General features: G+C 58.8%; 15 protein-coding genes. 1 reads left to right on the top strand and 14 read right to left on the bottom strand.

Annotated elements, in window-relative coordinates; translation table 11 throughout:
- Positions 1-70 precede the first annotated feature (70 nt).
- A complete protein-coding gene (locus V8J88_RS19815; protein ID WP_338849939.1) occupies positions 71-1,006 on the top strand; it encodes a CysB family HTH-type transcriptional regulator in 936 nt (311 codons plus the stop codon).
- A 5-nt stretch (positions 1,007-1,011) separates the two neighbouring features.
- On the opposite strand, the gene V8J88_RS19810 is transcribed toward V8J88_RS19815, so the two are convergent.
- The 14 genes from V8J88_RS19810 to V8J88_RS19745 form a co-directional block, all read right to left on the bottom strand.
- A complete protein-coding gene (locus V8J88_RS19810) occupies positions 1,012-1,344 on the bottom strand; it encodes a hypothetical protein (RefSeq protein WP_338845970.1) in 333 nt (110 codons plus the stop codon).
- Between the two features lie 251 nt (positions 1,345-1,595).
- A complete protein-coding gene (locus V8J88_RS19805) occupies positions 1,596-2,060 on the bottom strand; it encodes a MarR family winged helix-turn-helix transcriptional regulator (protein ID WP_338845969.1) in 465 nt (154 codons plus the stop codon).
- A gap of 479 nt (positions 2,061-2,539) precedes the next feature.
- On the bottom strand, positions 2,540-3,217 hold the full coding sequence (locus V8J88_RS19800; RefSeq protein WP_338845967.1) for a response regulator: 678 nt from the start codon (positions 3,215-3,217) through the stop codon (positions 2,540-2,542).
- Between the two features lie 20 nt (positions 3,218-3,237).
- Complete coding sequence (locus V8J88_RS19795; RefSeq protein ID WP_338845966.1) at positions 3,238-5,175, bottom strand: type IV pili methyl-accepting chemotaxis transducer N-terminal domain-containing protein; 1,938 nt, start codon at positions 5,173-5,175, stop codon at positions 3,238-3,240.
- On the bottom strand, positions 5,165-5,740 hold the full coding sequence (gene mobB, locus V8J88_RS19790; RefSeq protein WP_338845964.1) for a molybdopterin-guanine dinucleotide biosynthesis protein B: 576 nt from the start codon (positions 5,738-5,740) through the stop codon (positions 5,165-5,167). Before mobB ends, V8J88_RS19795 begins: the two co-directional genes overlap by 11 nt.
- A gap of 97 nt (positions 5,741-5,837) precedes the next feature.
- Positions 5,838-9,521: a glycosyltransferase gene (locus V8J88_RS19785; RefSeq protein ID WP_338845962.1), complete on the bottom strand. Its 3,684-nt coding sequence runs from the start codon at positions 9,519-9,521 to the stop codon at positions 5,838-5,840.
- Positions 9,521-10,867, bottom strand: coding sequence for an FkbM family methyltransferase (locus tag V8J88_RS19780; RefSeq protein WP_338845960.1), 1,347 nt, complete (start codon positions 10,865-10,867; stop codon positions 9,521-9,523). The genes V8J88_RS19785 and V8J88_RS19780 overlap by 1 nt, the downstream gene beginning before the upstream one ends.
- A gap of 6 nt (positions 10,868-10,873) precedes the next feature.
- The gene (locus V8J88_RS19775; protein WP_338845959.1) at positions 10,874-12,100 is read right to left on the bottom strand and encodes an ABC transporter ATP-binding protein; all 1,227 of its coding nucleotides are present in this window, start codon (positions 12,098-12,100) and stop codon (positions 10,874-10,876) included.
- Between the two features lie 10 nt (positions 12,101-12,110).
- A complete protein-coding gene (locus V8J88_RS19770; protein ID WP_338845958.1) occupies positions 12,111-12,908 on the bottom strand; it encodes an ABC transporter permease in 798 nt (265 codons plus the stop codon).
- A 352-nt stretch (positions 12,909-13,260) separates the two neighbouring features.
- On the bottom strand, positions 13,261-13,485 hold the full coding sequence (locus V8J88_RS19765) for a hypothetical protein (RefSeq protein WP_338845957.1): 225 nt from the start codon (positions 13,483-13,485) through the stop codon (positions 13,261-13,263).
- Positions 13,485-13,940, bottom strand: coding sequence for a hypothetical protein (locus tag V8J88_RS19760; protein ID WP_338845956.1), 456 nt, complete (start codon positions 13,938-13,940; stop codon positions 13,485-13,487). Before V8J88_RS19760 ends, V8J88_RS19765 begins: the two co-directional genes overlap by 1 nt.
- A gap of 45 nt (positions 13,941-13,985) precedes the next feature.
- Entirely contained in the window at positions 13,986-14,780 is a 795-nt protein-coding gene (locus V8J88_RS19755; RefSeq protein WP_338845955.1) for a Crp/Fnr family transcriptional regulator, read from the bottom strand.
- 89 nt (positions 14,781-14,869) lie between these two features.
- The gene (locus V8J88_RS19750) at positions 14,870-16,087 is read right to left on the bottom strand and encodes a tetratricopeptide repeat protein (protein WP_338845954.1); all 1,218 of its coding nucleotides are present in this window, start codon (positions 16,085-16,087) and stop codon (positions 14,870-14,872) included.
- Complete coding sequence (locus V8J88_RS19745) at positions 16,084-17,832, bottom strand: adenylate/guanylate cyclase domain-containing protein (protein WP_338845953.1); 1,749 nt, start codon at positions 17,830-17,832, stop codon at positions 16,084-16,086. Before V8J88_RS19745 ends, V8J88_RS19750 begins: the two co-directional genes overlap by 4 nt.
- Positions 17,833-17,868 lie beyond the last annotated feature (36 nt).

Genomic DNA, 17,868 nt, shown 5'->3' with positions numbered 1-17,868 from the left:
CAAGTGTTTTACAACACAACAACTTAATCAAGGGACGCACGCATGCCGCGTGCAGAAATGGTGGATATCTATGAATTTTCAACAATTGCGCTCCGTGCGCGAAGCCGCGCGGCGCGGTTTTAATTTGACAGAAGTGGCCCAGGTTTTATTCACCTCGCAGCCTGGCGTCAGCCGGCAGATCCGTGATTTGGAAGAAGAATTGGGCGTCGATATTTTTGAGCGCCACGGCAAGCGTTTGACGGGCTTGAGTGAGCCGGGCAAGGGGATTTTGCAAATCATCGAAAAGCTCCTGGTGCAGGCGGAAAATCTGCAGCGCGCCAGTCAGGATTTTGCCGGCAAAACCAGTGGCGCTTTGACCATTGCCACCACCCATACCCAGGCGCGCTATGTGTTGCCGCAAGTGGTGCAGAGTTTTCGCCGCAGCTTCCCGGATGTCCGCATCGCTTTGCAGCAAAGCGCGCCGGAACATATTGCGGAATGGGTGATTTCAGGCAAGGCCGATATCGGCATCGCCACCGAGGGCTTGAGAGAATTCGGCGAATTGCTGTCCTTCCCATGCTATCGCTGGAGCCATGTGGTGGTGGCGCCGCAAGGCCATCCCTTGCTCAAACAAACGCCTTTGCGGCTGGAAGATTTGGCGCAATGGCCCTTGATCACGTATGACAGCGGGTTTACCGGGCGCGGCCATATTGACGAGGCGTTTGCTGCCGCCGGACTGAAACCGGATATTGTGCTGACGGCGATGGATTCGGATGTGATTCAGCAATATGTGCAATTGGAGATGGGAGTGGGGATTGTCGCCAGCATGGCGATTACGCAAAAAGAAGGCAGTTTGCGCGCGATTGAGGCCGGGCATTTGTTTGCGCCGAATGTGACGCGGCTGGCGGTGCGGCGCGGCGCCTGGTTGCGCAGCTATGCGCTGGATTTCATTTGCGAATTCGCTCCCACGCTGGAGCGCAGCGCCATCATTACGGCGCTCCAGCAAGACCAGGCTCCGGCAGCCTGATTTGCTTATTTCAGCAGACGCTGCGGCAGCACATCGGTCGGGTTGGGATCGCGCTGCGGCGCGCTGTAGGCCTGTGCCCTGCTGCGCTGCGCGGCGGGTTTGCGCCCGGCCCAGACGCTGACCAGCACGGCCAGTTTGAAGATGCTGAACACGATGAAAATAAACAGCGCCAGATGCAAGAGCGCAATCGCCAGCACCAGCAAGGCGGCGCAGGCCAGCATTTGCACGCCGCTCATTTTTTGCACGCGGTTAAAGCCGCGCCGGGCGAAATAGCCGCCCGCCTTGAAACTCTCACGCAACAGCATTTTGACTTGCTGCCTGAAACTGTCCTGATTCATATCCGCTCCTGAAGGTTTGCGCCATCTGCGCCATGTTTGCAGTGTGGCGGCTCGCGCCGGGTGGCGCAAGAACGCTGCGATGAACTGCAGACAAGCGCTATCTTGCCGCAGAATCCGGATAACAGAATGCAGGGAAAAGCTGAAGGGGTTGAAGAAAAAACGTGCTGTTGAGAGGGGGCGCAGGGGAAGTACAGCAAAGCGCGCAGATCGGGAGGGGGAAGGGCGACAGGCCTGGCCTGTCGCCAGCGCCATCAGCCGTGGCAACCGCCTTTGTCGATCAGATCTTGCAGGGATTGATTGAAATTGGGACGGCTGTCAGCCAGGATGGAAAAGTATTCCAAATCCACACGCTCCACATCAGGCAGCGCTGCTTTGGCTTTTTCGCGACCCGAAGAGGTCAGCACCAAATGCTTGGCGCGGGTGTCGTGGGGGTGGGGGTGACGCTCCAGCAATTTGCGGCCTTCCAAGGAACGCAGCACTTGGGAAGTCATCATTTCATCAAGCTTGGCATGGCGCGCCAGCATCGCTTGAGTAACCCATTCCTCTTTGTCTTCCAGCCACATCAAGCTGGCCAGCAAAGCAAATTGGACTTGGGTGAGTTCGTGGCCACGCAGAACGGCAGCGACATTGCGTTGCCAGATCGAGGTCACTTGCCAGAGCAAAAAGCCGGTACTTTCCGCTGTTTCCTGGCCGGGAAAAGATTTCTTGTCAATCATCCAGTAATACTCCCATATTAATTACCACTCCCGTTGCAAGCGGTGCTCAAAGACTGCGCCGGGTATGGCTTCCAGTTTCAAAAAAACCCGCCTTTTTTCCGCTTTCGTTGTGTGCCCGGCAGGCTCATTCAGCCACTGGTAGAAACTTTTGATTTTTACCGAGATACTACTGGAAGGCATACCGGTGCATTATTTAGGCAGGTACACTATTCTATACGCTTATTTCCGGAAAAGCAGTTCTTATTTGGAAGCGAAACAAATTTTTACCGCAATCTTAACAACATTCCCCAGCAGAAATCTTGCGCCAAGGCAAATCTGCTGCTGAAAAAATCGTCGCAAATGATTGCAGGATGAAATGGTTTTACCGGGAATTGAATACAGTTAGCGCAGTCACGCTAACTGTATTCCGTTTATGGTTTCTGCATGCATACGACTGAAATCTGTGATGTTGTCATCTGGCAACATAGTTTGATCAGTCGTCAATGTGCTTGCAATTTATCCAAACCATGTTCAACGGCGAACACTGCGGCTTGCACGCGGCTGGACAAATGCAGCTTCTTCAACACGTTTTGCACATGGATTTTGACCGTGCTTTCGGCCACCGACAGATTGCGCGCGATCACTTTATTGCTTTCGCCGCGCGCCAGACAGATCAGAATTTCGCGTTCGCGCGGGGTCAGTTTGTCCAGCCCGCTGCTGTTTTCTGTGCGCGCCGGCGCGCCGCCTTTGAGCTGGGCCACCAGCTTGGCGGTCATGGCTTCCGCCACGACCGCCTCGCCGGCGGCGGCGCGGCGGATCGCGCGCACCAGATAATCGGCGTCAATGTTTTTGATCAGATAGCCGCGCGCGCCGGCTTGCAAGGCGGCGGACAGATCTTCCGCGTCTTCAGAAACGGTCAGCATCAAGACCGTGGCTTGCGGCCTGTCTTGCAGCAGCATTTGCAGCGTTTCCAGACCGGAAATGCCGGGCATATGCAAGTCCAGCAGCACCACGTCCGGGTTGAGCTGCTTGGCGCGTTTCACGCCCTCCACGCCGTCCGCCGCTTCGCCCACCACCTGAAAATCGGCATGCCGTTGCAGCAGGAAGCGTATGCCGCTGCGGAACAGGGTGTGGTCATCGACTAACAGCACGGAAATTTTTTCTGCTTCTTCACTCATAATGGTTCCGAATGGTGGATTTATGCGGCGGCGCGTTGTTCGCGCGACAGGCGCATGCGCACGGTGGCGCCGGCGCCGGGTTGGGATTCGAGGGTGAAATCCGCGCCGATGCGCTGGGCGCGTTCACGCATGATTTTCAAGCCGACATGGGTTTCGCCTTTTTGCTGCAATTCAGCCAGATCAAAGCCTACGCCGTCATCTGTCACGGTGAGTTCGATATCCTGGCGGTCGGCAAAGCGCACGCGGATATGCGCGGCCATGGCGTGCTTGCGGATATTCGACAAGGCTTCTTGCAAGATGAACAGAATTTGCAATTGGTGTTCGCGTGGCAGCGGCGCGCCTTCGCTGTCAGCCTGGAAATCAATTTCGATGCCGGTCTGGCGGCGGAATTTTTCACAGGTGTTTTCCAGCGAGCGCGCCAGCGAACCTTCGGCTAAGCGGCTGCGGAAGTTTTGCAGCAGTTCGCGCACATCTTCATAGCTTTCGGCAATGCCGGCGCGCAATTGCGGGGCGATTTCGGCAACCTCATCCAGCTTGCCCTTGGTCAGGGAATCTTCCAGCATTTGCACCTGGATGTTGAGGAAATTCAAACCTTGCGCAATGCTGTCATGCAGGCCCTGCGCCACCAGATTGCGCTCTTCTGAAATCGCCAGCGCGCGTTCGCGTGTGGCCAGGCGGATGTTTTGCAACGCCACGCCCAAGAGCTGGCCCAGCGTGTCGAGCAAGGTCACTTCGCTCTTGCTGAAGGTCTTGGTGGTGCGGAAATGCAAATTGAAAAAACCCAGATGCAGTTTGCTGGCGTGAATCTGGAACACGGAAACCGAGGCGAAGCCTTCTTTGTGGCATTGCAAGTGGTGTTTTTGATCCATTTTGTTCAAATCGTGGATCACAATCACTTTTTCCGCCACCGCTTCGCCGCACAGGCAATCGCCGACTTTCAAACAGTGTTCCGCATTCACCAAATCCGCTGAAATGCCATGATGCACCAGCATATGCAAATTGCCATGCACCGGATCAAGCACCCGCACTGAGCCGCCATCCGCGCCGAAATATTGGCGGATGCGGTCGAGAAAACCTTCGCATAAACCTTCCATTTTCAAAGGCTGCTGCAAAAAACTGGCGCATTCATACAGCAGCGCCAATTCGCGGTTTTGCGTTTCCAGTTCCAGGGTTTTGGCCGCCACCCTTTGTTCCAGGCCGTTGTAGAGATCGGAGAGGCGGTCGGCCATGCGGTTAAAGCCGGCGGTGACTTCGCCGAATTCATCATCCGATTCGACTTGCAGGCGCACATCGAAAGCCTGCTCGCTCATTTTTTGCATGCCTTCCTGCAGATGTTTGACCGGGTCAATGATCAAGACAAACATCAGATAAATCAGGGCCACGGTGCCGGCCAGGGAGAGCGTGATCAGGGCCAGTTGCGAGCTGCGCAGCCAGGAGGCGCGCTGTTCGCTGTCTTTTTCAATCAGGCGCACCAGCTTTTCAATGTTTTGCACAAACAAGGGAATGTCGGTGCTGATCACCTGGGTTGATTGATGCACCGTCTTGGGGTCGCCATGCAGCAGCGCTTCCACCGCCGGGCGGATGGTGTTCAGCCATTGCTGTTGTGCGGTGATGAATTGCTGGCGGATTTCCAATTCCGATGGCAGGTACAGCGGGCGTTGCGGGTCGCCGCGTGAGAGCAGGGTGAAAACGTGGTCAATGGTTTTGATTTCCTGCTGCAAGACAAACCGTTCGGCCTGATTATTGTGCTCGTTGCGGATGCGTTCGGCGCGCAGGCTGAGCTGATAGCCATGCATGCGCAGCCGGCCGCTTTCATTGATGGCGGCGGATGCGCCTTCCAATTGCCAGGACAGCAGCAGGGTGGTGCTGATGGCCAGCAGCGCTAACAGCAAGACGCCAAGCAGGGCGGCGACGATTTTGCCGCCCAGACTTTTGGCCGGCAGCACATTACGCAACATCTTGCATTTCCTCCGGCCAGCGCAGCAAACCTTGCGCCAACTTGGCGTGCACCCAGGCGGCAATCTGTGCGGCTTGATTCAAATCCAGCCAATCGGGTTGCTGCGCGCGCGCCGCCGGCCCGGCTGGCGCATCGCTGGCGACGCCGATAATGTGTTCATCTTCCAGATACAGGGCCGGCTTGCCCAGCGCCGGGCGGTGCACTTCGAGACGTTTGATGGGGGCGAATTTGAAGCCTTCGACCAGCACCAGATCCGCCGGCGCCAGGCGCGCCAATTGTTGCGCCAAATCCGGTTCGGGCGCGCCGCGCAGCTCATGCACCAGCGCCCAGCGATAGGGCGAGCTGAGCAAGACCTGTGTTGCGCCGGCGCGGCGCAGGCGGGCGCTGTCTTTGTGTTCGGGTTCGAGTGAAAAATCATGATGGCTGTGCTTGATCGCATGCACGGTCAAGCCTTGTGCGCACAGCAGGCTGAGCAATTGTTCCAGCAAGCTGGTTTTGCCACTGCCGGACCAGCCTACCACGCCCAGCACATTGCGTTGCGGGCCGAATTGTTGCGCGCCATTCATGAGTCGTGTTCAGAGTTGGGAAAGTACCGCGATTATAGCCGGGCGGGGCGGCGCCGGCGCGCTTTATCTTCTGCGCCGGCGCCTTGGCAAAGCGGATTTATTGCGGCGCTTGCCAACTGCGATACCAGGCGCCTTCCAGCAGCGCCTGGCGCAGTTGCTGCGCGCTTTCGCGCCAATTCAGCCAGCGCATGGCGTTGGATTGCGGCGCAGCGCCGGCTGCATCCAGCGCCAGCCAGTCTTGCGCGGCTTGCGCCAACTCGCTTGCGCCGCCTTGGAAAAACTGCGCATGCTCAGTCATGACTTCGACGAACACCGGCAAATTGCGCGCCAGCACCGGCAAGCCGTGTTGCGCAGCTTCGATCAGCGGCAGGCCAAAGCCCTCGCCTTCTGAATTGGCGAGCAGAACTTTGCTGGCGGCATACACCTTGCCCAGCATTTCATCTGACATGCCTTGCAGCCAGAACAGGCGGCGGCCCAGCTCGGCATGTGTTTGCAGGCGCTGGCATAAAGCGTCCACCATCCAACCCTGTTTGCCGACGATCACCAGATTCACGTCCACGCCCCTGGCCCAGAGCAGCTCAAAAGCCTGCAGCGCCATTGCGTGGCCCTTGCGCGGCTCGACTGTGCCGACCATCAAAAACGCCGGGCGCGCCTGAATCTGCGCTAATAACGCTGCGGCATTCTCCGGCAAGCCCTGGCTGGGGGCGCTGGCGTCCAGATCTGCGCCCAGATGGAACCAGCCGAGTTGCAGCGGCGCATCCTGCGGCGCGCGTTTCGGCGGGGTGTGGGTGAACCAGGCATGCACTTCATCCGCCACCGCGCGCGAGATGCACAGCAAAGCGTCGCTGTTGCGTCCCGCCATCTGCAGCCAGGCGCCGAAATCCTCCGCCGCACCGGACGGGAAGCGATCTGGCAGCAGCAGCGGCAAAATGTCATACACCACAAACACAATCTGCACGCCGCGCCGGCGCATCGCTTGCAATTGCGGCTCGTTTTGCGTGCTGCCGTGCATGAATAAATCCAGGCCCAGAAAAATATCGCCGGCCAGGCTTTGCACCGGGGCGTCATCCAGGCCCAGGCTGTCATGTCCCAGCCATTGTTGCATATAGCGGTGCGCGTGGCGGTAAGGCTGGTTACGGCCTTCGCTGTACACCGGTTCGATGCGCCAGCCGGGCGGGCAATCCGCCAGCAAGGCTAACAAAATGCTGCGCACCACGCGCTGAATTCCAGTCTTCAAATCGGTTTGCACCATGGCCGAGAGATCGACCAGCAGGCGGCGCGGCGCGCTGGCGGCTTGATTATCGGCCAGACTTTGCGCCAGATTGATCAAGGCGCCAGCCTCAATTTCCTGCGGGAATTCCTGCGCCAGATGGGCGATGCTGTGCAGCAGACCGCGCCGGCGCTGTTGCTTGCCGTGATTGGCGAAATGCTCCAGCGCCTGGCGGTAGGCTTGTCCGACGATGCCGGGCGCGTGCTGGCTGGCGATATGCGCCAGTCCGGCCTGGCGCAGTTCGGCGCGGGCCGCCGGGTTGCGCCACAAATTTTCCAGCGCATCGCGCAAATCTTCCGCCGTGCACAAATCAGGCAATTGGCGCACCGTGTGCGACGGCAATTCGGCCAGCGAACCATGCGCATTCACGATGGTGGGCGCGCCGTACAGCAGGCAGTCAAGCACGGCTGCCGAGGTTTCGCCGCGCGAGTCTATGCGCAATTGCACCGCACAATCCGCCGCCAGCAGCCATTGGCGATAGGCGGCGGCGTCAACAAAGCCGGTGATGCGGATGCGCGCGCCAAGACCGGCGGCCTGGATTTGCTCCAGCATGCTGCGGCCATATTCGCCGCCCTCATTCGCGCCGACAAACACCAGATGGCATTGCGCAGCGCTGGCCAGCGCGCTGGCCACAAACGCCTGCAACAGCAGCAGATTGTGTTTGGTGCGTCCCAGCATGCCGAAACTGCAGACCACATAATCCTCTTCCTGCAAGCCGAGTGTGGCGCGGGCAGCGCTGCGCGCTTGCGGCAAGTCGGCGTCCGGCAAATCCGCGCGGCCACGCAACAGCGGCAGCACTTGCCAATCGCGGCCATAGTCTGCGCCATACCAGCGCTGCGCCAGGCGGGCCGGGAACGCGGCGTGCGCAATCACGCCGTGCGCCGCATCCAGCACCCGCTTATTGCAGGGATACGCCCAGATTGAGGGCACCACGCCGATCTTGCTTTGCTCCAGCAGCGCGCTGTAGCCGTGCGACTCGTACAACTCGCGCATAAACGCATGCGGCGTGATGTGCTGGTGGTGCATATAGTCCAGCACATTGGCCAGATAAAAGTCGTGCAGCACCACTACCCCGGGATGGCGTTGCAGCAAGCTGAACATATGGCTGTGCATGGGCGAATTGCCGAGGTGGTACAGAATGTGGTCGAAGCTGTCGGCATGCGCTTCAAACCAGGCCAAATCGCGCAGCGGCAGCAAGTCGCGGCCCCAGGGCAGTTTGAGTTCGGGCTGCGCGACAATCAATTCGAGCGCGAAATCGCGCGCCAATTCGGGGATTAATTCCGCGCTGTAATCGGCAATCCCTGACGGCAGCGGCGGCAAAGGCGAAACAAAGGCCAGGCGCGGCCGGCGCGGCGCATGCAGCGGCGCCGGCGTTTGTATGATCTGGCGCAGCGCTTCGAGCAGGGCGGGCAATCCGTTCTGCTGCAGCCTGTCCGGGGCCGGCGGCGCGCATGCCGTTTGCAGCAATTGCGCTAAGCGCTCGTTCAAATCGGTGCAAATCCGGTCTGGAAGTTCCTGGAATTGGCAAAATTCCGGCCATAGCGAGAGCGCATGCTGGCTGCTGACCGCCAGCGGCAAGCCGCATAAGGCGGCGTGCAATCCGGCTTGCACCGGGGCGGCTGTGCACAGCACGCCCAGCGTGCTTTGCGCAAACAGCGCCTGCCATTCCTGTGCGCTGTGCGGGCTGGCGAATTGCAACTGCCCGGCGCAGCCGCTGCGGCTGGCGATTTCGCTCAGTCTTTGCTGCTCTTGCGCATCGGCTGCGCCCGCCAGCACGGCTTGCCAGTCTGGATGGCGCGCCAGCTGTTGGCAAACGCCGCTCCATAACATGCGTTGTTGCTGCGGCTTGGCGCCGGCTGCGAACAAGAGCAGGTGCGGGCTGGCCGGGGCCTGGCGCGGCGGCGCATCCTGAATGCCTGACAGCGTTTGCGGCAGGCAGGGCGGGGCCAGGCTCAAGACCCGGCTGTGCGGCAGTGCCTTGCGTAAATACGCCGCATCTTGCGCATTGCCGCACACCAGCGCCGCCGCCTGGCTCAGCCAGGGCAGGGTTTGGAAATGCCAATCCGGTTGATGGCGGTGATGCGCGCCATCTTCTGTCCCCAGTTCCGCCGGCAGCGTTTGCAAAATATGCAGCACACGCGGCGGCATGCCGCTTTGCGCATGGCGGCTTGGCAATTGTGCTTGCGGCGCGTGGTCGGCGCGCCAGAATTGGTAAATCAAATCCGCGTCGCTTTGGCGGATCACATCATCGCGCACAATCTGCGCCGCCAGGGCATTGTATTCCGCGTTGTCGCGCGCCGGCGGCAGCTCAAAACTGAAGAACGGCAGGTTGAGCGCGCTGTCGCGCATGGCTTTTTGCACCCAGTTGGGCAAACCCTGGTTCAGCAGGGCGCAGCATTGCCAGTCTTGGGCGGCAGCGTTCTGCTGCAGCGCTTGCAACAGGGCGATGATGTGCTGCAATTCTGCGGCGTCAGATAACTGGCAGGCTTGGAGATCGAACAGCAAACGCATTACGGTTTTCCTTGTGGCGGGAGGCGGTGCGCAGCGCGCTCCAGATCGGCATACAGTTGGCGCGCTTGCGGCGTCAATTGGGACGGCGCGCTGGCTTGTGGCGGGGTTGCGGGCGCGGCCTGATAAGCCGGGGCGGCGCCGTCTTGCAAGGCTTGCGCATGCGCGCGCGCGCGCAGCCGGAATTGCACGCTGGCCAGCAGGCGCTGGAATAATTGGCCTTCCCGCTGCAATTGCCGCATCTTGCGCAACAGGCCGATGAGCCGGCGTAAGGGCGCGGTCAAACGCCAGGAAAGCGAGGCTTGCATCTGTCCGATTTGCGCGCCCAGGACTTGCGAATTCTGATCCAGGTTGTGCGCCCATTCCTGAATCGCGCGCGCTTCATGTTGCAATTGCAGCAGCGATTGGCTGGCGTTGGCGGCGATTGCGCGCTGTTGCGCCAATTCCGTTTCCAGGCTTTGTTGCAGACTTTGCAGGCGGTCTGCCTGTAATTGCAAATAGTCGGCGCGCGCATCTGCCGTTTCGCGCTGTTGCAGCGCCAGCAGGCTTTGTTCGCCATAGGTTTCGAGCAGGCTTTCGACGGTTTTCACGCGCTTGGCATACGCTTGCACATCGACGATGGCCTTGTCATACATTTCCAGCGCATGGTGTAAATGCGCGCTTTGGAAATTGTCGAACACATTCGCCTGCACCGACAGCAAGGGGGCCAGCTCCGCATGCTCGGCGCTGAGGTAATAGCGGTTCAGGCCGTCAAAATAACAAAAGCGGTAGTCGCAATCAGTCAGTAAATGTTCCCATTTCTCATGATTGGTGGCGCGACTGTTGGGCAGGGTGGCTTCGACCACCACCACCCAGGGCCGCCAGCGCTGAAAATCCATGCCCAGCAAGACTTGTTCTTCAAAGCCTTCGACATCGATTTTCAGAAAATGAATCTGATCCTTGACATGCTCGGCGCACACTTGGCGCAAGGGCAGCACTTGGGTGATGCTGGTGCTGACTTGATAGCCTTCGCTGGTATGACGCTGTGCGATGTCAGCGTCCAGCGTGGCCCAGCCATGCATTTGCGGCACATCGTACAAGGTCAGCGTGCCGGCTTCTGCGCCGCACGCCATGGCCAGATTGATGTCGTGTGGACGGGCGCTTTGCAGCGCCGCATGAAAATGCGGCAGCGGCTCCAGATTCAGGCCGCGCCAGCCGCGCTGATAAAACGCTTTGGTGACTGAATCGTGCTCGGGATCATTGGCCCCGACGTCGATATAAAAACCGTGTTGAATATGTCCCAGTGCGCGCCACAGCAAGACATCTTCGGCGTTCTGAGCGTAGGAAATAAAAGGGGCTTGCGTGGTCATAATGCATTACTCGCTGCGCAAAATGCTGATTTCGGGATCAAGCCAGGCGCAGCCGACAAAATGCGGGCGCGCCAGATTGACCACATTGAACACCAGCGCCAAATCGCGCCATTCATAATTGTTATCCAAATGGGTGTCGCTGCTGACCAGGGCGGTGGCGATGGAGTAACTGCCGGGGCCGAGATTGGCGGCAAAACGGAAGCGGAATTCCACTTCCTGTCCCGGTTGCATGTCATACAGCGGCATGTCTTTGAGGTGGGTGTTGGTGCCGTAAATCGGCTGGCCCAGGCGGTCTTTGATCATATAGCCCAGCACCAGGCGCGGAATCGGCGCGCGGATCGCGGCTTTCACGCGCAATTCCAGCGTGCTGCCGACATCCACCGTTTCCAGCAATTGGCCCTGCAGATCGTACAGGCCGATCTCTGTCACGCTGGCTTCGCCGGTGCCGGAAATGGTCGCCACTTTGCCGCTTTCGTGTGTCACCTGGCTCACGCTTTGCCCTTCGCGCTGGGACAGCATGGCGTTGTAATAATCCATGATTTCTTCCGGCCCGCCTTCTTTCGCCACCCGCCCGCTATCCAGCAAAATCGCGCGGTCACAGACTGATTGAATTGCATGTTTATCGTGCGACACCAGCAGCAGGGTGGTGCCCTGGGCGCGGAATTGCTTGATGCGGTCAAAACTCTTGTGCTGGAAATACGCATCGCCCACTGAAAGCGCTTCATCCACAATCAGAATATCCGGGCGTTTCGCGGTGGCGATGGCGAACGCCAGGCGCATTTGCATACCGCTCGAATACACCCGCACCGGTTGTTCGATATAGTCGCCGATTTCAGCGAAGGCTTCGATTTCCGGCATCAGCGCTTCAATTTCTTCCACCGTCATGCCGCTCAACTGGCCGGCCATCATGACATTTTGGCGGCCATTGAAATCCGGGTGAAAGCCCATGCCCAATTCGAGCAGGGCCGCGACGCGCCCTTCAAATTGCACATGTCCGGTGGTGGGTTGGCTGGCGCCGGTGATTAATTTCAAGAGCGTGCTTTTGCCGGCGCCGTTGATGCCGATCAAACCGACCGCTTCGCCCGCATCGACACGAAAGCTGACATCTTTCAAGACCCATTTTTGCGTATGCCAGATGCGCTGGCCGGGAGTCAGCCATTCGAGCAGGCGGGCCCAGCGATTGCTGTATTGCTTATACGCCTTGCCCAGATTGGAAACCAGTATTTTGCCCATGCCTTGCCTCTTACAACTCATCAACCATTTCGCCGGCGCGCTTGCGGAACAGGGCCAGACCGGCGATGCAGCACAGCAGAGCAAAGCCGGCGGACGGCGCCAGCGCCAGCCAATCCGGCCATTGATTCGCCAGCACAATCTGCTGACAGGCGCCGAGCAAATGCGCCATCGGGTTATACGCCAGCCATGCGCGCACTTCCGCCGGCAGGATTTGCGGCGCATACACAATCGGCGTCAGCCAAAACCAGAATTGGATAAAGATGGAAAAAAATTGTCCGACATCGCGGAAAAACACATTCAGCACACCCAGCAGCATGCCCAGGCCGATGGCCAGCAGGCAGACCAGGCCCAGCACCGGGAACAGCGCCAGATAAGCCAGGCCGGGAAAATTCCCGCTCAGCAGAAGATAGAGCGTAAACAGGGTAAAGATGATGCTGAAGTTGAGCAGGGCATTCAAGACCACAATCACCGGCAGGCAAAAGCGCGGGAAGCTGATTTTCTTCATCAGATTCGCATGGTCAAGAAACACCGTTTGCGCGCGCGTTGCGATTTCCGAAAACAAGCCCCATGACAGAATGCCGGCGCACAGATAGATGCTGTAAGACGCGCTGTTTTGCGCACCGGGCAGGCGCGCTTGCATCAACTGTGAAAACACCACGGTGTACACCAGAATCTGCGCCAGCGGCTGCAAGATGGCCCACAACGCACCCAGCAGGGAATAGCGGTATTTGACCTGGAATTCGCGCTTGACGCTGCCCAGCACAAAGCCGCGATAAGCCCATACGCCGCGCAGTAAGGGCATCAACATATGGCCTCCGGCATGGCGGCGCAAAACGGGGGGGCGCAGAAGGAATTCAGGGCGGGCATACAAGCTGGGGTTTTCGGGAAAGCGCGGATTATAGCACTGCGCCTGCCCATATTTTGGGCAAGGCTGCAGAGGAGTTTGTTGCGCCGGGTTGAGATTTGTATCGGGGTTTAAGGTGTACTGGAACAGAGCGGTGGGATTTGCATGGTTGCGCAGAAATGAAGCCCACCATACTGAAAAACGATGGCGGATTAGTACATCCTCTCTCCCCTCGCAGGAGGCTGTCGCAAAAAGGTATTAGGGCGGCAAAATTGCGGCTGACTTGTTGCAAGAAGGCGATTGCTCTGGCAATGCCTTACTCTTTGCCTTCTAATAATTGCGCAGGGGTGAATTTGAAATCTGCCTGGTGCTTGTTGTATTGCTCTACCAGGTAAGCAATCAAATCACCCCGTAACATCAGATCTTCTTCATGTGCTTCAATGTCTCGCAAGGTTTCGCTTGTCAACAGCCCTTCTTTGTAGCGGATTCCATCTCTTACTGTTTGTAGCAGGGTGGGAATCCAATAATTGTCAATTTCCATTATGAGACCTTTGCAAACAATTGGACCGCCAGTTGATCCAGCAAGCCTTTAAATTTTTCCAGGGGCATATCATGTGCGGGCGCAATTGTATAGTGGGTTGCGCCAAGCACAGGATTAAATCGATCCTTCACAATTGCTAACCCAAATGGCAAGACAGTGCCTGCCGGAATTTTGTAATACTCCCATTTCCCCCGGGCAAACACATCAGGCTTGTCAAATGTGCTGATGCCACGGGGCGCTTTGCTTACTTTGACCCAACCATTTTCAATAGTGATATCTGGCGGGCGAACATTTCCCGCGCGTCTTTCCTCTTCTTCCACCATAGCAAATAAACCAAGCCCTGGCTTATTTAAGTTCTTTGCGCGCCAAAGATTGACCGGCACACTGTCACCGTAATATTTGTCAACCTCTCCCGCTTGAATCAAAACATCTTGCAAAACTTCAACTCTCTGCATACATCCTCCTTTAATTAAGTTCGTTGATGTACTCCTGATTTGTCCCTACCCCGCATTCTGTATCGCCTTCAACAACCCCGCCGGATCATGAATCAAGAGCCGGTGCGCCTGTTTTTCCACAATGCCCTGCTGCAACAGCACCGCCAGCGCGCGCGTGACGGATTCGCGGCTGGTGTTGACCATATTCGCCACATCTTGATGGGTGGGCATGTTTTCTATCACTTCGCGCCCGTCCGGCAGGGTTTGCTTGAGCAGGCTCAGATAGGTGTAGATGCGCTTGGAAATATTGTTGATCGAGAGCAGGGCGCGGAATTCGGAGTCGCGTTGAATTTTTTGCGCCAGATGGCGCAACATCAGATTCGCCACCGATGGCGAGTGGGAAAACAGATGCAAGGCGGTCGGGGCTGGTAAAAACGCCACCAGCACTTCACTCATCGCCACCACCGAGGCAGAGCGGGTGGAATTGTTGATGACGGCGATTTCGCCAAAGAAGTCGCCCGGATTCAACATGCGCAAGCCGATCGCGCGTCCGTCTTCCGTCACATCAATCACTTGCAATTGGCCGGCCAGCAAAAACAGCAGGGCGTCGCCGCTGCCGCCTTTTTGCAGCACCACTTCACGCTTGGCGTATTGGCGGATGCGCAGATCCGTTTTGACGCGTACGATTTCCTCATCGCTTAAATCAGCCAGCAGCGGGATGCGGCGCAAGTGGATGTGCAGATTTTGCCGCGCATTATGATGCAGCGCCATGCTGCCAGGCGCGGCGTCGGCTTCGATATGCGCAGGCTTGTGCTGCACCACTTGCTGCTCAGCCTGTTTGTGATTGATTACGCTAGCCATCCTTGCCTGTTGAAAATGTGCGGTTTGCTTGTCATCCGGGCAAGCTTACCACGCCATGCGGGCTTGCCGGAATGGGCATTGCACTGGATTCAGTTGTGATACCAATGCCAGCTTAATTGCAATTGCTGGTTATTGTACTGAAATACAGAGATATTCTCGCGATTGCGCACCGCGCGCCACTCCATCTGCCAACTTTGTTTGTCGTTTTGCTGCCAGACCATGGCCATGCGCAGGGTCTGCATACTTTGCTGCCGCACCAGATCGCCGAAAATTTCCTGTGAATAGGGACTGGAGCCGCGCCAGGTCTGGCGCGACCAACTGAGTTCCGCTGACAGATTTTCATGCACTTTTTCGCGCCACTGCAGATGGCCCAGCCAGCCGTGCCGATGGCCGCCGGGGCGCGCGTCAGTCGCGTGGTCATTCGCCCAGGTCAGCGAGGCTTGCAGGGTGCGCTGCGGTTTGCGGTATTGCAGCTGCGCCCGCAATTCCTGGGTGTTGGCGTCGAAAGAGGTCAGGGTCAGATAACGCAAATGGCTGGCGCTGGCGCTCAAATGCGCCTGCCATTCCGGCGGCAGATTCAGCGGCGGAGTGGCGCGTAATTGCACCTGGGTCTGGCGTTGATACAAGGCGCCGCCCAAACCATGCACGCCGAACCAGAGCGAACCGCGCAAATTCCAGCCGTGCAGGCGCCAGGCTTGTTCCACGCCAGCGAATAATTGCCCGCTGTCATATTGGTGCAAGCGGTCATGACGGCGCGCCGACCATTGCATGATCAGATTCGCGCCATTTCCGCTCACTTCAAGCTGGGCCTCTGCCGAGGCTTGCAGATAATTGTCGGCCTTGGGTAAAAACTCTTCGCTGACGGCGCCGCCATCCAAATAGGCGTCGCTCGCGCCCTGATTCACATTCTGTTCGCGCCCGCGCGCCAGCGATGCGCCCCAACTCCAGTTGCGCTCTTTGAGTTCGCAACCCTGTTTTTGCCTGGATGCAATGATTTCGCGAATGGCTTGCGGCGGATTGAAGCGGCGCAAAATGTCGGCAAACAATTGTTCCGCTTCTTTGCTGTTGCCAAGTTCGCACTGAATCAAGGCCAGATCCAGCCAGGCCCCGGCATGTTTCGGTTCGATTTCCGTTAAATGTTTCAAGCGCTTGCTGGCGTCGAGTTTGCGCCCTTCGCCCAATGCCTGCAGCGCTTCCAGATACAGGCGGTTTTGTTCATCGCCATCGGCCAGCGGCGTCGCATTGTCTTGCGCCACGGCCAGGCTGGCGCACAGGCCAAGGAAGAGCGCGCCAAGGCTCCGTTTCATGCCGCCTCCTGCAAAGTATGAATTGCAATCGGCTTTTCCCTTCCGCGCAAATGCACTTCACCCAGCGCTTGCAATTGGTGCCGGGTCTGGCTGGCCGCGCACCCCTGGCCGATGATCACGTCATGCGGATAATCGCGCGCCAACTGTTCCAGGCGCGCCGCCACATTCACACTGTCGCCGACTGCGGTATAAATACTGCGTTCGGCGGAGCCGTAATCGCCTGCCATTGCCTCTCCGCTTTCAATCCCGATGCGCACGCGCAATCCGGGCAGGCCGGCGGCTTCGCGTTGCCGGCTGAATTCCGCCACGCGTTGCAAAATGCCGCGCGCCGCATCCAGCGCGCAATCGGCATGATCCGCGCTTGGCAGCGGCGCGCCCCAAAAGGCGACTATGCCGTCGCCGGTATATTTATCAATCGTGCCGCGCGCCGCCAGCACAGGCCCGGTCAGACAGGCCAGAAAATCACTGGTCAATTGCGCTGCTTCATGCACATCCAGTTGTTCCACTTGGCTGGTATAGCCTTGCATATCCGCAATCAGGGTGGTGATCTGGCGTTGCGCCGGGGCCAGGGTTTCTTGCAGGCCGCGCTTGAGCAGTTCATCCACCACTGCCGGGGCCACATATTGGCGCAGGGCGTTGAGCAGGCGGCGCGACATGCGCTGGCTGGTTTGCCAATCCAGCGGCATGCCGATCACCAGCAGCACTAATAGACTGAGCAAGGGCGCGCTGGCGGAAAACTCGCCGTCGTGCACGCTGCACCATGCCGCCAGCGGCAGCCATAGCAAGCCGGCCCCGAGCAGCCACAGCAATTTACTCAGCGCACCTTGACGCGGCCACAGCCACAGCAGGCACAGCAGGAAAGTGTAGGCCAGCGCCAGCGCGCGCCCGGGCCATGGCGCAGGAGCCACGCCCTCTTGCAAGTCGAGCAGGCGGGTCAGCGCTGATGCATGCACCAGCACCCCGCTGCTATTCGCCGCCAGCGGGGTCGCCACGCGATCGCCCAGGCCGAGCGCGGAGGAGCCGACCAGCACCAATTTGTGCTCCAACTGGCCGGGCGGCAGTTCCTGGCGCAAAATCACCGAGGCCGGGATCACGGTATAGGCTGACCATTGGCGCTGGTAGGGTACGCGCCAGAATCCATTCGCGGCGGCGCGCGGCAGGCGGGTGGCGCGCCCGCTGCAACATTCCACCAGGGCCAGGGTCAGGGTGGGCCAGTCTTTGTCCTGATAGCGGGTGTATAGCGGCAAGCGGCGGATCATGCCGTCTTTGTCCGGGGCCAGGCCGATATTGCCTGCCTTGGCGTCGGGATGCGCCAAGGCGGCATGGTTGGCCAGAAAGCCGCTGGCCGGCACGCTGGCGCGCGGCGGGGCCAGCGTGCGGGCCGGCGGCGGGGCGATCAACTGCCCGATTGTCAGCGGTAAATTGCCTTGATAATCAAACGCCTGCGCCAACAGCAGGGGGCCGAAACGGCCCAGCATCGCCAAGCGCGCGTCGCCGGGGGCGTCGAGTGGATCGGGCAACAGCATATCCAGCGCCACCCCCTTGGCTTGCTGATTGCCGAGCAATTCTTCAATCAAATCCGCCAGCCGCGCGCGCGGCCAGGGCCAGGGGCCGATGCTGGCCAGGCTTTTTTCATCAATATCGATCACCACGAAACGTTGTTCCGGCGTGTCTTGCGCCAGCCATTGCACAAACTGATCGCGCAACCATTCGTTGGCGAACCAGGAGCGGTTATCGTTTGGCAAAAACTGCAGTGCAGCGCACAAGCTCAGACAAAGCGC

It is taken from the genome of Massilia sp. W12 (genome assembly GCF_037300705.1).
In the GTDB taxonomy this organism is placed as follows: domain Bacteria; phylum Pseudomonadota; class Gammaproteobacteria; order Burkholderiales; family Burkholderiaceae_D; genus JACPVY01.
The sequence above is the reverse complement of the archived record's forward strand: the minus strand, read 5'-3'. Positions and strand labels throughout refer to the sequence as shown.